Source organism: Paraburkholderia sp. GW821-FHT02A12 (genome assembly GCF_059422005.1).
Genome location: NZ_JBWKWA010000002.1, coordinates 3,105,089 through 3,120,401 on the forward strand (window position 1 = coordinate 3,105,089; position 15,313 = coordinate 3,120,401).

At 63.9% G+C, this 15,313-nt stretch carries 7 protein-coding genes; 1 reads left to right on the plus strand and 6 read right to left on the minus strand.

Annotation, left to right across the window (positions count from 1 at the left end):
- Nucleotides 1-229: 229 nt before the first annotated feature.
- Nucleotides 230-1,834 carry an alpha/beta hydrolase family protein gene (locus AC07WT_RS35440; protein ID WP_494950559.1) on the minus strand — a complete coding sequence of 535 codons (1,605 nt, stop codon included), beginning with the start codon at nt 1,832-1,834 and terminating at the stop codon, nt 230-232.
- Between the two features lie 558 nt (nt 1,835-2,392).
- Between AC07WT_RS35440 and AC07WT_RS35445 the strand changes: the two genes are divergently transcribed.
- Nucleotides 2,393-2,620, plus strand: coding sequence for a hypothetical protein (locus AC07WT_RS35445; RefSeq protein WP_492594917.1), 228 nt, complete (start codon nt 2,393-2,395; stop codon nt 2,618-2,620).
- Between the two features lie 125 nt (nt 2,621-2,745).
- On the opposite strand, the gene AC07WT_RS35450 is transcribed toward AC07WT_RS35445, so the two are convergent.
- The 5 genes from AC07WT_RS35450 to AC07WT_RS35470 all read right to left on the minus strand — a co-directional run bounded on the left by AC07WT_RS35450 (nt 2,746) and on the right by AC07WT_RS35470 (nt 15,305).
- A complete protein-coding gene (locus AC07WT_RS35450; protein ID WP_494950560.1) occupies nt 2,746-4,971 on the minus strand; it encodes an NADP-dependent isocitrate dehydrogenase in 2,226 nt (741 codons plus the stop codon).
- 593 nt (nt 4,972-5,564) lie between these two features.
- A complete protein-coding gene (locus tag AC07WT_RS35455) occupies nt 5,565-6,425 on the minus strand; it encodes a N(5)-hydroxyornithine transformylase PvdF (protein WP_494950561.1) in 861 nt (286 codons plus the stop codon).
- A gap of 98 nt (nt 6,426-6,523) precedes the next feature.
- Entirely contained in the window at nt 6,524-8,749 is a 2,226-nt protein-coding gene (locus AC07WT_RS35460) for a TonB-dependent siderophore receptor (protein WP_494950562.1), read from the minus strand.
- Nucleotides 8,750-8,794: 45 nt separating this feature from the next.
- Nucleotides 8,795-10,165: a lysine N(6)-hydroxylase/L-ornithine N(5)-oxygenase family protein gene (locus AC07WT_RS35465; RefSeq protein WP_494950563.1), complete on the minus strand. Its 1,371-nt coding sequence runs from the start codon at nt 10,163-10,165 to the stop codon at nt 8,795-8,797.
- A gap of 112 nt (nt 10,166-10,277) precedes the next feature.
- Entirely contained in the window at nt 10,278-15,305 is a 5,028-nt protein-coding gene (locus AC07WT_RS35470) for an amino acid adenylation domain-containing protein (RefSeq protein ID WP_494950564.1), read from the minus strand.
- Nucleotides 15,306-15,313: the final 8 nt, after the last annotated feature.

The following is a 15,313-nucleotide window of genomic DNA, read 5'->3' on the forward strand; positions in this document are numbered from 1 at the left end:
CGTCTTCGCTCCCGATCGATCTGAAAGCCGGATGAATGATCAGTTGATTGGCTTGCTGCCTTGTTTGTTCAAAGTATAGGGAGGCAACAGCCGAAAAGCAGGTTCGATGTGACAGCGACAAAAAGCGTACCGCGCCGGTCCGTCGGCTTCGGAACGCCGCCGCAGACCAGCCGATTGCCGCTATTCGGCCGATGAAGCCTGCCAGGCGGTTCGGATGTTGGCGGCACGCTCAGAAGTTCGCAAAGAAAGCCCGTGCGGCGACCATGCAGAACGACGCGACGAGGTCACCATGGTAGGCCTGCAGCACCGCCGAGGCGCCGCCGTCGGTGGCGCCTGCCGCAACCGCCTGACTGGCGAGCGTCGATTTCGCGAGCGCAAAACCTTGCTTGATCGGCGCGTAGGCGTCGTTGGGCCCGGAGACCGGGGAGTCGACATCCAGCACCGACGTGAGCCCCGCCGACACTTTGGCGTTCAGCCAGTAGGCCTGCTCGATCTGCGCGTTGAAGAAGAACACCGTGGGATCCGACTGGCCTCCGCAGAGCAGAACCGGCGAATGCGGACGCCAGTTTCGGAGATCGTTTCGCTTGAATGCCTGGCGCAACGGATGGGTCGGATTGGCAGCCGGCGCGAGAGCAACCGTTGCGTTGGGGAAGGCGCCATCGGGATTGACGGATGCGTCTTCGAGAAGGCTCAGCCGATACTCGTTGCGCACGAGGTTCGCGCTGCCGAACCCTGAAGCAAAGAGCGGCGTCAGCGCGGCGGGCACGAGCGGCGGAGCCGTCAGCGGCGTCATGGCGGCGAACTGCGGGGCAGGAGGGACGCTGCTGAAGAGTTGCGTCGCGGGCAGCTTCCCTTTGTCAAACAGGGTATCGAGCGGCTTCACGCTGGGCAGCAGATTCTCGATGCCGGGCGCGTAGGCGGCTTCGTAAAAGTCGCCGGGCTTGCGATAGATGTTCTGGTACGCATGCTGGTAGCCCGTCACGACCAGCGTCGTGAACAGCGTCGAGCCCAGGTTCACCTCGCCTTCGACGAGCGCGTCGGCGGTGGCGGCGAGCGCATAGGGTCCCGATCCCGGCGCGGCCGCGGTCACGCTGACGCCCGCCGCTTGCAGCGCTCGATGCGTCGCCATGGCCACAAAGCCGCCTTGCGAATAGCCGGTGATAAAGAGCTTGCCGTTTTCCCGCGTGCGCCTCTCCGACTTTTCCGGCCTTTCCGGTTTTGATTCACCCAGGACGATGCGCGCCGCCCGCAGCGAGTCGATCATATCCGCCGATTGCTGGTCGGCGTTCAGATAGGGGTGGTACGGCAGATCGGAGCCGGCATAGCCCGCGTAGTTGCTGGCCACCACGATATAGCCTTGGGCTGCGTACATGGCGGCGACGCTGATGCCCTCCGACGCACCGTCCCCGTTGCCCGGATCGGTTTGCGTCACATCGGCGATGTTGTATTTGCGATAGGCGGTGGTGCCGTGCGCGTAGAGCATGAGCGGGCGCGAGCCGCTACACCCCGTACGTCCGCCAGGCATCATCAGGGCGGCGCTGGCCGTGGCGGGCTCCCCTGCTCCGCCGATGGTGCGGTAGCGGAAATACACGATCTCCACGTTGCACGCGGGGGTGCCGGCGACTTGAGCGAGTTGCTGGCCGGAGGCGGTCGACGCCAGCAGTTTCGAGAATGCGGCTGCGCTCAGGCGCAGCGTGGTGCGTCGATCGAGGAGTTGGCCGCGAGGATTGCAATTGGCGGAGTTGCATCTGGCATCGGCTTGTACGCAGACGGTGGCGCTCAACATGGAGCAGGTCAGTAATGCCAAGGCCGCGTTTCGCAATGCTATCGGCATGTGAGGCTCCGTGTTGTTGGTATGACTGTGGGTGGGGGTGCCTTACAGAGTGAGAGGAGTATAGGTAAACGCTCCGCGCACGTCATAGTGCCGCCCGGCAAGATCAATGCAATGGATCGAGAAACGGCGTGTCCGGATCACTGGTGTAAAAGATAACGACCCGTAGCGGATCGCTATTTCAAGGTTCCGCTTCGTCTTGAGTCCGTGCCGGCTTACGTCACGCCAACCACCCAAAATTTCACGATGTGGCATGACGCGTTGCTCTGTAAAAAACCTTGGTGCAAGGCACAAATTCGCCATTCCGCAATGTCGCCTCGAGTTTCACATCTCAAAATGACTCAAACAAATCATTGTTTTTTAAGGGTATTTTTTGAACAAATGAGCCATCTAACGATCCCTTGCGACGCGACCTGCTGACGTAGACTCTTTCACATGAGTTGGCGCTTCACGCGGTCGAGTTGAAACGGATAGGACAAAAACGCTGTCGAGTCTGTCCCCCGCCGCCCGCAGGAAGCCGCCACGGCGTCGCGGTTTTTAATGGCAATTGGGAGACTAAAAATGAAAGGCTTTCGCTTTGGCTCGACCCAGGGAGCGTTCTACATTTTGCCGGGACAGGATGGTTGGGAGGCAACCTTCGGCAACGAAACGCTCGGTGAGTTTTCCAGCCCGCAACAAGCGGCTGACGACCTCGCGCGCGGCTTGACCTGCCCGCATCTGTCCGAAGTCGACACGTCGACGCTCGAAATTCCGGAAAAAATCGGCGATTGGGAAATCGTTCACGTGTGACGGCAGGCATGGCCGCCGCCCACGTGCAGGTAGAAACGACGATGGCGCTCACGAGCGCCATCGTCATGCTTACCGCTTACTTCACTGCTTGCTTCAGTGCGTACTTCAGTGCTTTACGCGACCATTTACGCAACCGCGTCCACGATCTTGTTCAACGTGGAGCTCGGACGCATTGCCTTGCTCGTCAGTTCAACGCTCGGACGATAGTAGCCGCCGATATCCACCGGCTTGCCTTGCGCTGCGCCCAACTCTTCGAGGATCTTCGTTTCGTTGTCGGCCATTGCCTTCGCCACACCGGCGAACTGCGCCTGCAGCGCGGCGTCTTCGGTCTGCGCAGCGAGCGCCTCGGCCCAGTACATCGCCAGATAGAAGTGGCTGCCGCGATTGTCGATACCGCCAACCTTGCGCGCAGGCGACTTGTCGTTATCGAGGAACTTGCCGGTCGCCTGATCCAGCGTCCTGGCCAGAATCGCCGCCTTCGGGTTGTGATACGCGTTGCTCAGGTGTTCCAGCGACGCAGCCAGCGCGAGGAATTCGCCGAGCGAGTCCCAGCGCAGGAAGCCTTCTTCGACCAGTTGCTGAACGTGCTTCGGCGCCGAACCGCCCGCGCCGGTTTCGAACATGCCGCCACCGGCCATCAGCGGAACGATCGACAGCATCTTCGCGCTGGTGCCCAGTTCCATGATCGGGAACAGGTCGGTCAGGTAGTCGCGCAGCACGTTGCCGGTGACCGAGATCGTGTCCTTGCCGGCGCGGATGCGCTCGAGCGAAAACTTCGTGGCATCGACCGGCGTCATGATGCGGATATCCAGACCGCTGGTGTCATGGTCCTTCAGGTATTGCTCGACCTTCCTGATGATCTGCGCGTCATGCGCGCGAGCCGCGTCCAGCCAGAACACGGCCGGCGTGTTGGTAGCGCGTGCGCGGTTCACCGCGAGCTTGACCCAGTCCTGGACCGGTGCGTCCTTGGCCTGGCACATGCGCCAGATATCGCCCTCTTCGACCGGCTGCTCGAGCAGAACCGTGCCGGCTTCGTCGGTCACGCGAACCACGCCGTTCGCCGGAATCTGGAACGTCTTGTCGTGTGAACCGTATTCTTCCGCGGCTTGCGCCATCAGGCCGACGTTGGGCACGGTGCCCATCGTGACCGGATCGAACGCGCCGTTTTTCTTGCAGTCTTCGATCACGGCCTGATAGACGCCTGCATAGCAACGGTCCGGAATCACGGCCTTGGCGTCGTGCAGCGCGCCGTCCGCGCCCCACATCTTGCCCGACTCGCGAATCATGGCCGGCATGGATGCGTCGACGATCACGTCGCTCGGCACGTGCAGGCTCGTGATGCCCTTGTCCGAGTTGACCATGGCCAGTTGCGGACGCTGTTCGTACTGAGCCTTGATGTCCGCTTCGATCGCTTCGCGCGTTTCGGCCGGCAGGTCCTTCAGGCGCGCATACAGATCGCCGATGCCGTTGTTCGGGTTGAAGCCGGCTTGCGCCAGCGCTTCAGCGTGCTTGGTTAGCACGTCTTTGTAGAACACCGACACCACCTGGCCGAACATGATCGGATCCGACACCTTCATCATGGTGGCTTTCAGGTGCACCGAGAACAGCACGCCCTTCGCCTTCGCGTCGTTGATCTCGGCTTCGATGAAGCTGCGCAGCGCGTTCTTGCTCAGCACCGAAGCGTCGATGATCTCGCCCGCTTGCACTGCCGTTTTTTCTTTCAGGACCGTCTTCGCGCCGTCAGCGGCCGTCAATTCGATCTTCACGCTGCCGGCTGCCGCGATCAGCGCCGACTTTTCGCTGCCGTAGAAATCTCCGCCGCTCATGTGCGACACGTGCGACTTCGAGTCCGCGGTCCACGCGCCCATCTTGTGCGGGTGCTTGCGCGCGTAGTTCTTCACCGACAACGGCGCGCGGCGATCCGAATTGCCTTCGCGCAGCACCGGGTTCACCGCGCTGCCCTTGATCTTGTCGTAGCGTGCCTTGACGTCTTTTTCAGCGTCGGTCTTCGCCTCGTCCGGATAGGCCGGCAGCTTGTAGCCCTGGTCGCGCAGTTCGGTGATCGCGGCCTTCAGCTGCGGCACCGACGCGCTGATGTTCGGCAGCTTGATGATGTTCGCTTCCGGGCGCGTGGTGAGTCCACCCAGTTCCGCCAGATCGTCGGAACCCTTTTGTTCCGCGGTCAGGTAATCCGGAAATGCAGCGATGATCCGGCCGGCAAGCGAGATATCACGCGTTTCAACGATCACGTCGGATGAGCGCGTGAAAGCCTTGACGATCGGGAGCAGCGAGTAAGTCGCCAGTGCAGGCGCTTCGTCGGTAAGGGTGTAGATGATCTTTGGCGTGGACATGTTTAATGCTTTGCTTGGTGAATTGAAAGACAGAGCGTTGTAGCGCTGAGCCAGCGAGGTTGCGACGAACGGCGCAAAGGCAGCGCGACCCACGGCACTACTTTTTACGGCCCGCACGTGAGTATATGCGTGTTTTCCAGTACGCGCTGCTAGATAAACATACGCCGCAGACGCCCCAAACCGGGCCGACGCCTGCCAGGCATGGGTTTGAGGGAATCTCCCCTAGTCTTTTGTCAGATGTCTTATAGATGACTTGAACACGACATAATTGTTAATGCGAATCAGATGCATCAACATTCGCACGAAATTGCCGTTTTCTCCAGCCGTTCAACCGATTCCTTCCACACACCTTTGGTGCGGGAAGGCGTCACGCTGCCCAATTCAAAGAATATGCAGAATCAATTGCTTGCCGGCCGCCCTGCGTTTGCGCGCGGCCAACGCCGCACTCCGTCGCTTCTCAGTGCGGGGCTCCGGGTGAGCGTCGGTCGATACCAAGGCAGTGGATCATACCTGCACCTTATTCATCGGAGTCGAGCGCCAGCCGGGGTTGATGCAGTCACGCGCCGCAAGGCGCGTGAAGACCACAGCCCACCTTACGCTTCGGCCTGAACGACATGACCCGCCAGCATCGCGAGTCCTTCATGCAAGGCCGGAAACAGGCTGCGGTTGAAGTTGTTCCAGCGTAGCTCCAGAATCGTGTCGTCCTTGTCGATCTCGGTGTTCAGCACGTCGTGGATCACTTCGCCGGAGTCGATACCGTTGTCGACATAATGAAACGACGCGCCCGTCAGATATAACGGCGTCACCGGCACGGTCTCCATCGTCTTCCAGTCGACCACTTTCTTGCCGCGCGCGCCGTAAAGCGCATCGAGCGTCGCGCAGGCGCCGCGCCGCTTATACGGCGACTCCGCGCGCGTCACACCCGGATGAATATTGACGATCTTGCGATAGAACGGCGCGCCCGGCCGCACCAGCTCGTCGAGAATGATCAGCAGCCCATCGAGCACGACGAGATCGGCCGTCAACTCGACCAGCATATCGAGCAGGTGCTTTTCGAAACGGCTCTTGCCGGCCGCGCGTCCTGCGGCGCCGGGCGGCTCGCGGCGGTACGTCGAGGGAATCGCGAGCAGCAGATCGTTGACGGACTTGCCTTGCACACGCAGATTCGGCGGATAGAACCAGTGTTTTCCCGGTTTCCCAGGTTCGCCCGGCTCGTATGAGAAGCCATATTCCTTCAGCTTCTCGCGATCCTGAGCAGAGCCCGCATCGTCGTCGTAGATGACCTTTTCCAGCGAGTACAGATCGCCGAGACCAGTTTCGTCGAGCGCCTCGACGAGCGATTCGAGCACCGATTTCATGTAGCGCGTGCCGCTCTTGTACGCGATGTCCTGCCCCGCCTTGTCGGCGGCAGCGTTTCTCAAAGACCAGATATAAACGAGTTTTTTCTTCGGCATAGTCGGTTCGAGTAGGGGTCAGTCGTTGCAATGTTGAACATGGCAATGGACGTTCGGACGGCGCTCGAAACCCAGCTGCCCGCCCGAACGCCTGCCGCTTACCAGTCGTACTTCGCCGTCGCGATCACCGTGCGCGGATTACCGTAGAAGCAGGTGTTCGCCGACTGGCAACCGCTCACAAAGCGGCGATTGAAAATGTTCTGACCGTTGATCGCGAAGCGCCAGTTGCGCATCTCGTAGTGGATCGCCGCGTCGTACACGGTGTAGCTCGGGACGTACAGCGAGTTGTCGGCGGCGCCCGCCGAGCCGCTCTGATAGCGAATGCCGGCGCCCATGCCGAAGCCCGCGAGCGGCCCGGCGTGCCACGTCCAGTCGCCCCACAGCGAGGCCATCTGGCGTGGCCGCGGAATATCGACCGGCCACTTGCCCAGCGTGCCGTCGCCGGCCTTGATGATCTTCACGTCCTGGTACACGTAGGCGGCCATCACCGACAGGTTGCGCGTGACGTTGCCCACCGCGCTCAACTCGATGCCGCGCGAGCGCACTTCGCCGATTTGCGCCGACGTGCTGCCGCTCGCATCGAGCGCGAGGTCGGGCGTCACGACGTTGGTCTGGTTGATCTGGTAGACCGCCGCGTTCAGCAGCAGATTCTTGCCGGCCGGCTGCCAGCGCAAACCCGCTTCGATCTGCTTGCCTTTGGTCGGCTCGACGATCCCGCCGCCCGCGATCTTCACGCCGACAAGCGGATTGAACGACGTCGAATAGCTGATATACGGCGAAAGCCCATAGTCGCCCAGATAGACGAGCCCGACGCGCCCGGAGAACGCATGGTCGTTCTGCTCCAGCTGCGTGCCGCCGGCGATGTCGTTCTGCTTCGTGTTGCTCCAGTCCTGACGGCCGCCGAGCGTCAGCACCCAGCGCTGCCACTTGATCTGGTCCTGCGCGTACAGGCCGAACGTATTGAGCGTCGACTTCGTATCGGTGCGCGGGAACGCCGTGGGGCCGGAAAAAATCGCGTTGGTGATCGGCGTATACACCGGGTTGTACAGGTTCAGACTCGGCCCGGTCGCCATCCACTCGCTATCGGTCGTGGACTGCCGGTTGTATTCGAAACCGAGCAGCACCGTATGCTCGAGCGGACCCGTGCCGAATCGGGCCAGCGCCTGGTTGTCGACGTCGAAGCGGCTGTAATTCAGCTGGTAGAGGCCGACGTAGCGCAGCAGCGACGCCCCGGTCGGGTCGGCCGGATCAAGACCGCCGCCGAACACCTGCCCCTGGTCGAGCGAAAGATGCATCAGGCGGGTGTTCTGCCGGAAGCTCCAGACCGAATCGGGCTTGTATTCGAACTGGTATCCGACCGACCATTGCTTCTTGCGGTAATGAGAAAACTCCGGGTCCCCCGTGTACAGATCCGGCGAAATCTTGCCGTTCGGATTCGGCAGGATCGTGCCCTGTGCCGGCAAGAAGTTGTTCGACGCGTCGCCCCAATCCTGCAGATAGCTGGCCTCGACGGTAAGCGAAGTCTTTGCGTTCGGCTGCCACTTGATCGAAGGCGCGATGGCGACGCGCTGCTCCGGATTCGGCCCGGTCTGCGAATTGCCGTCACGTCCCACGCCGACGAAACGATAAGACAGCGTGCCGTCCTTATCGATCTTGTCGCCCACGTCGAACGCCAGTTGCTTGCGCGCATAGTCGCCGAGTTGCATGGCGACTTCGCGAATGCGTTCGCCATTCGCGAGCTTGCTCTGCACGTCGATGATCGCGCCCGGATCGCCCTGCCCGTAGAGCACCGAAGTTGGACCGCGCAGCACGGTGATGCTGTCGATCATGTAGGGATCGACGCGCCAGCTCGAAAGATTCAGCGTGTTGGGCACCTGCAGGCCGTCGACGAACACGGTCGGCGTGAAGCCTCGCAGCACCGAATACCAGTCGGAGCGCACGTCCGCGCCATACGACGAAAAACCCGGAATGTAGCGCAGCGCCTCGTTGATGCTGGTCGCGCCGGTTTCCTCGAGCTGCGCGGCGGTCACGACGTTGATCGTCTGCGGAATCTCATTCAGCGCGGTGTCGGTCTTGGTGCCGGTGCTGCTGCGGCGTGCGACGAGGCCCACGGTTCCCTCGTTTTCCGCCGATGCCTTGACGCTGATCGACGGCAACGTGCTGGCTGGCGCCGCGTCCTGTTGTGTCTGATTGTTCTGCTGCTGTGCGTCGCCTGCCCGCGGTGCGGTTTGTTGCGCCTGCGCGTGACCGGTTGCCGCCGCGTAAAACGCCACGCTTGCCGCGGCTGCGATTGCGCGCCGACGCGTGCTGATTGCCCACTCCATCTCTCGATGCTCCAGGTTTTTATGCGGCCTTCCCGCCGCGCTGTGTCAAAGAGCGAAGGCCATGCGGCCTGCACTCGTCCCGTTTTCTTGTTGTTGCTTCCCGCTGGTCATCTGCTCTTGTGTGCCGCACTGCGCGAGCGACGCGACGATTTCGTCCGCGCGCAGTGCGAGAACCGACAGCAGCGTGTCGGAAAGCCCGTGGCTGTCTTCGCAGCAGCCTTGCAGGTAAATGCGCGGTTTGAAGCTCGCGGGCGTAGCGAGCCGGTAATCGCGTTCGACATTGCCTTGCGCGAGCGACTCGCCCAGCTGCGGCGCGAGCCCTTCGAGCAGCGCGACATGCGTGTCGCGGCGATAGCCGGTCGCGAGCACGAGCGCATCGAATTGTTCAGCGCGAGCGTGGCCGCTCAGACGGTCGCGCAGCGTAAGTTCGATCTGCCCGCTCGCCGTGCGCGTTGCGGTTTCGATGCCGGTGTTCGCCAGCAGCCGATGGCGCCGTTCAGCCGACACGTTCTGCAAATAGAGCATTTCGTAGATCTGCTCGATCAGCGGACGGTCGACCACCGCATAGTTGGTATCGCGAAAGCGTTCGATCAGCGAGCGCCGACCGTCTTTCGGCTGCGCATAAACGACGTCGGTAAAGGCCGGGCTGAAGATTTCGTTGACGAACGGACTGTCGTCGGCGGGCTTGAGCGCGCTCGACCGGATCACGAGGCTCGCGTCGACGTGCGGGAAGCGGCGCGTCAGATCGATGAACACTTCGGCGGCGCTCTGCCCCGCGCCGATCACCGCCACGCGTTTGCGTGAACCACTATCCGCCGCGCCGATCACACGGTCGATCGAACCCAGATACTTCGACGAATGCACAATGTTGTGCGAGCCGAGCGCGGCAAACGCTTCCGGCACCTGCGCGCCACCGCCGATGCCGACCGACAGCGCGCGCGTCACACGCTGCCATTCGCGGCCCTCGTCGTCGCACGAGAACACGCGCAGCGCTTCAACTTCGGCCGGCTTGCCCGCCACCGCGACCGGCTCGATGCCGATCACGGTCTGGCCGTAGTGCACGCGCTCGTCGAAGGCCGCGGCGACCCAGCTGAGGTAATCGTGGAACTCGACCCGCGTCGGATAGAAGCTCTTCAGATTGACGAAATCGGCCAGACGCCCCCGTTCAAACAGGTAGTTGATGAAGGTGAAGCGGCTCTTCGGATCGCGCAGCGTGACGAGATCCTTGAGGAAGGAAATCTGCATCCGGCAGTCGTCGAGCAGCATGCCGCGATGCCAGCCGAACTCCGGTTGCCGCTCGATAAAGCAATGCGCGAGGTTCGATACGCCCGCCTCTTCGGCAAGGCGCACGGCAAGCGCCAGATTCGACGGCCCGAAGCCGACTCCGATCAGATCAAATACAGTGTCTCTGTGCATGTCGCAGGTCCTTATCGGTGTGAGCCGGCGCGCCGGATGCACGGGCCGGGGAAAAATGTCTCGTGATTGACGGGGCTTTTGCGCGGGGTCTTGCGCGAGGTTCGTGCGCGTATCAATCGGCGTCCCGCACTTCGGCGACCGCCGATGCCTGCGCTGCGAGCCGCGCGCCCAACCCGGCGAAATTCGGCGCGGCGAATACATCGGCGATCGACAGTGCGTGACCGGCCGTTCGCGCCGCATCGACAAAGCGCACGATGTCGAACGAAGTCGCGCCGGCTTCGAACAGATCGTCGTGGCGAGCAGGCGTGTTGCCTTCAAAGAGATCGCTCCACACGCGTTCGAGCGCCTGGGCGTGGTCGGCGGCTTCGTCTTGTGCGCGGGCCGTGCTCGTAGCGGAAGCGCTTTGCGCCTTCAGTGCAAAGCGCGCTTGCGCCGTGCCCAGCGCCGCATGTGGCGCATCGACAAACTGCTGCACCACGTCGAGGTAATCAGCCGTCAGCGCCTCGACGAAGCCGCCGTCGACCAGTTCGTTCGCGTACGAGAACGCACCCGTCACGCGGCCGTCCAGATGCTCGACCACGTCGAGTTCCAGCTCGAACACGACCCGGTGCCGGACGTCGTTGAAATCGTCGAGCGAGAGGCCGGCCCAGTCGCGCTCCGTCGCGCCCGCTGGGCGCAAGTAGTTGAACATCACCTGGAACAGCGGATTGCCGAGTCCCGTGCGCGGTGCGCGCAACGCCGCCACCACGTCGGCGAACGGTGTATCGGCGTGCGCATAGGCGGCGAGCGCCGCATCGCGGACTTGCGCAAGCAAGGTCGCGGGCGAATCCTTTTTTGCGAGCCGCGTGCGCACGACCACCGCGTTGATGAATAGCCCAAGCGCGCGACGCGCGGCTTCGCCGGTGAGTTCGCGGGTCGAGGCGAGCACGCCGACGGGTTGATCGGTCGCGCCGGTCGCCCGATAAAACGCGACGTTCAGCGCGGCGTGCAGCAGCATCGGCAAGGTCGCGTGGACCTCGAGCGCCATCGAGCGGGCGCGCCGCACCAGCGCCGGGTCGAACTCGAACGCGACGCGGCCGGCGGCCCACAGCGGCTCAGCGGCCCGGCCCGACGGCGGCGCCGGCAGGACATGAGCGGGCGCGTCGGCGAGTGCGTCACGCCAGAACGACAGCCGTGCGCGTGGCGCGGCGGCGGGCAAAACCGGCGCGATGTGCGAAGCCGACAACGAATCGGCAGCCGCGGACGCGCCACGCGCCGGCGCAGCGCCGCTCACGATCGCCACATAAATCGTGCGGACCTCGTCCAGCCACAGATCGATCGACTGCCCATCCGATACGATGTGATGCACGACCAGCGACAGCACATGATCCTGCTCGCCAAGCCGCAGCAGCCGCACGCGCCAGAGCGGCGCGTCGCCGAACAAATCGAACGGCGTGAGCGCGTCTTCGTCGGTGAGTGCGACGGCGGCCGCTTCGCGCGCGGCTTCGGCATCGGCCGCCTCAAGCGAGAGATCGACTACCGGCAGTTCAACCGGCCACATTGCGGCGATTCGCTGGCCCGGCCATTGCCCCTCACGAACGACAAGGCGCGTACGCAATGCCGGATGCCGCGCAGCAGCCTCGGCAAATGCTTCGCGCAACGCATCGGCGTCGAGTGGCCCGCGCAGACGCAACGCGACCGGAATGTTGTAGGCCGCGCTGTCCGGCTGCGCGCGCCACAAGAACCACAGGCTCAATTGCGCGAACGACAGCGGCAACACGCCTTGTGCATCCGCAACCATAAGCGGACTCGATGCGCCGCCTTCCGACTCGGCCACTGCTTCACGGTGCGCAGAATTGATCACCCGCTGCGCGTACTGTGCGAGCGTCGGCGCTTCGAACAGTACGCGCACTGGCACGTCCCGCGCGAGCCGCTCGGCCACGCGCGTCGCCACACGCACCGCCGCGAGCGAGTGTCCACCGAGTTCGAAGAAATGATCCGTGCGGCCGACGCGCGCCACACCCAGCACCTCGAGGAAAATCGCCGCGAGCGCCGTTTCGAGCCCTGGCGCGGGCGCCTGATACGGACGCTCGACGCGCTGCGGTTCCGGCAGCGCCGCGCGGTCGACCTTGCTGTTCGCGTTGCGCGGCAGCGCGTCGAGCACGACGATATGCGCCGGCACCATGTAATCGGGCAGCGTGTGACGCAGATGCGCGTCGAGTTCCGCGGCATCCGCACGCGTGTTGCGCTCACGCGCTTCGGCGCTCAACTCGACATAGGCGACGAGCGCGGCTTGCGCGCCCTTGCCATGCACGATCGCCACGGCTTCGCGCACGTCATCATGCGCGGCGAGCTGCGCTTCGATTTCGCCCAGTTCGATACGCAGCCCACGCAGTTTCACCTGATGATCGACCCGGCCGATGAAATCGAACACGCCGTCCGCGCGGCGCTTGACGAGATCGCCCGTGCGATAGAGCCGCGCACCCGGTGCGCCGAACGGATCGGGCACGAAACGCTCGGCGGTGAGCGCCGGCCGGTCGAGGTAGCCACGCGCGACACCGACGCCCTCGCCGCCCAGATACAGTTCGCCGATCACGCCGACCGGCAGCGGATTCACGCGGGCGTCGAGGACGTGTGCGGTGCGTGCGCCGACCAGCGTGCCGATCGGCAGGTACGCGCTGTCGGCGAGCTTCGCGGCATCGTCGTTGGGATTGAACATCCATAGCATCGGCGTGATCACAGTCTCGGTCGGACCATAGCCGTTGACGATGCGCGCATTCGGAAACGCGCGGCGCATCAGTGCAAAGGCTTCGCGCGAGGTGGCTTCGCCGCCCACCGTCAGCGATCGCAACGTCGGCGGCGCACCGTGCGCGAGCGCCCATTCGGCGAGTTGGGTCGCGCAGCCGGGCGGCACGTAGGTCATCGTCACGCCTTCGCGAACCATCATCCGGCAGGTTTGCGCGGGCGGCCACAGCGTGTCGGCGGTGACGGCCACTGCTGCGCCCGACATGTACTGCGAGAACCAGCCCTCGTGCGCACCGTCGAAATTGACCGACTGGAACAACAGGAAGACGTCGCTTTCGCCCGCGCCGTAGCGCTGTGCGATCGCCGCGCAATGCAGCGCGAACGAGCCGTGATCGACCACCACGCCTTTCGGCTTGCCGGTCGAGCCGGACGTGTAGATCACATAGGCCGCCTGGTGCCGCGAGACGGCGGGAAGCTCGAGCGGGGCCGTCGCCGGATCGTTGCGCCGGGTTTCCTCATCGATCAGCCAAACACGCAGTCTGTCAGACGCCGGCAGCGCGGCGAGGCTCGACCGCTCCGTGATGACGTGCGAGATCTGCGCGTCGTCGAGAATCTGTGCAAGGCGCTCGCGCGGATGGCTCGGATCGAGCGGCACGAACGCGCCGCCCGATTTCAGCGCCGCAATCAGGCCGACCAAAAGATCGACGGAGCGGCTCAGCGCCACGCCCACTCGCATCTCGGCTTTCACACCCGCTGCGGCGAGCCGCTGTGCGAGCCGCGTGGCGCGCGCGTCCACTTCGCCGCGCGTCAGCGCGCGGTTGAGATCGGCCACGCCGCGCGCATCCGGCCGTGCGTGCGCATGCTCGGCGACGCGCTGATGAACGGGCTTGAACGCTTCGTCGTGGTTCAGGCCGGTGCTGTTCCATGCATCGAGTTGGACTCGCTCCGCTTCGGGCAGCCATTGCAAATCGCCGACCGCAGTTTCAGGCGCAACAGTCGCGTTCGACAGCAGTTCGATGAACCGCCCAGCCAGCCGCTCCACCGCATCGGCGTCGAACAGATCGAGCGCGTAAATGAAATAGGCATCGATGGAGCCGTCGTCGCGCTCTTCGAAGCTCAGCGTCAAGTCGAATTTGGCAAACGGTGCGCCCGACGGCAACTCGGTCACGCGCACCTCGGCGAGCGACGGCAGCGCCCGGCGCGCGCCATATGCCGCCATCACCTGAAACAGCGGATGGTGGCTCGCGCTACGCACCACGCCGAGCGCCTCGACCACCTGCTCGAACGGCACGTCCTGGTGCGATTGGGCATCGATCAGCGTTTGCTGCGTCGAACCGACCAATGGAGCGAACGGCTGCGTAGCGGGAACGGGCGCAGCAAGCGTCAGTGCGTTGACGAAGAAGCCCACCAGCCCCGCCACTTCGCTTCGCTCGCGATTCGCAGCGGGCACGCCGATCTGAATCTGAGCTTCACCTGAAGAGCGCGCGAGCAGCGCGTTAAGCGCTGCAAGCAGCACAGCGAACGGCGTTGCGCGCTGTGCGTTGGCGAGCGCCCTGACGCGTTGCGCGAGCGCTGGGTCCAAAGCGAAACGATGCCGCGCGCCACGGGCGCTGCGTTGCGCCGGACGCGGCGCGGCGCCTGGCAGCATCAGCACGTCGCGGCTCGCATCCAGCCGCGCACGCCAGAATTCGAGCTGACGGTCACGCTCGCCGGCATCGAGCCAGCGGCGCTGCCACAGCGCGAAGTCGGCGTACTGGATCGGCAGCGGCGCCAGCGACACCGCCTCGCTCTTCGCATAAGCGCGATAAAACGACCCCAGTTCCGCGAGCATCACGTCCGCGGACCAGCCGTCCGACACGATGTGATGCGTCGTCAGCGCGAGCCAGTGCGTCGTCGCGTCGAGACGGATCAGATGCGCGCGCAGCAGCGGGCCGAGCGCCAGATCGAAAGCTTGTGCTTCATCGGCCTGCGCGATGGCCGCGGCGCGTGCCTCGCGCTCATGTACGGGCAGCGTGCTGATATCGGTAGCGTGCCACGGGCAGCGCGACGGCGCATGAACGGTCTGCAAGACGCCGTCCGCGCTTTCGGCGAACGTCGTGCGCAATGCCTCGTGACGCGCGATCAACGCATCGCACGAAAGGCGCAGCGCATTCGCATCGAGCGCGCCGTCTAGCCGCAGACGTTCGGTGATGTGGTACGCCGCCGGTTCGTCGATCATGCGCGCATGCAGCCACAGCCGCGTCTGCGCGAACGAAGCCGGCACGCTCGCGGCCCGCTCGGTGCGCGGCGGAATCGGCAGCACCCGAAAATCGATGCCGGCCGCGTCGAGCTTCGTGAGGAAGGCCGTACGCTGCGCGTCCGGTAAAAGCGCGAAGCGTGCCGCGAGAGAAAGCAGATCCGGTTTGGCTGTCGTCATGCTGGGTT

Bases quoted from the DNA above. Each gene is read 5' to 3' on its own strand.
- AC07WT_RS35440 (WP_494950559.1), bottom strand. From the start codon at position 1,834: ATGCCGATAGCATTGCGAAACGCGGCCTTGGCATTACTGACCTGCTCC.
- AC07WT_RS35445 (WP_492594917.1), top strand. From the start codon at position 2,393: ATGAAAGGCTTTCGCTTTGGCTCGACCCAGGGAGCGTTCTACATTTTG.
- AC07WT_RS35450 (WP_494950560.1), bottom strand. From the start codon at position 4,971: ATGTCCACGCCAAAGATCATCTACACCCTTACCGACGAAGCGCCTGCA.
- AC07WT_RS35455 (WP_494950561.1), bottom strand. From the start codon at position 6,425: ATGCCGAAGAAAAAACTCGTTTATATCTGGTCTTTGAGAAACGCTGCC.
- AC07WT_RS35460 (WP_494950562.1), bottom strand. From the start codon at position 8,749: ATGGAGTGGGCAATCAGCACGCGTCGGCGCGCAATCGCAGCCGCGGCA.
- AC07WT_RS35465 (WP_494950563.1), bottom strand. From the start codon at position 10,165: ATGCACAGAGACACTGTATTTGATCTGATCGGAGTCGGCTTCGGGCCG.
- AC07WT_RS35470 (WP_494950564.1), bottom strand. From the start codon at position 15,305: ATGACGACAGCCAAACCGGATCTGCTTTCTCTCGCGGCACGCTTCGCG.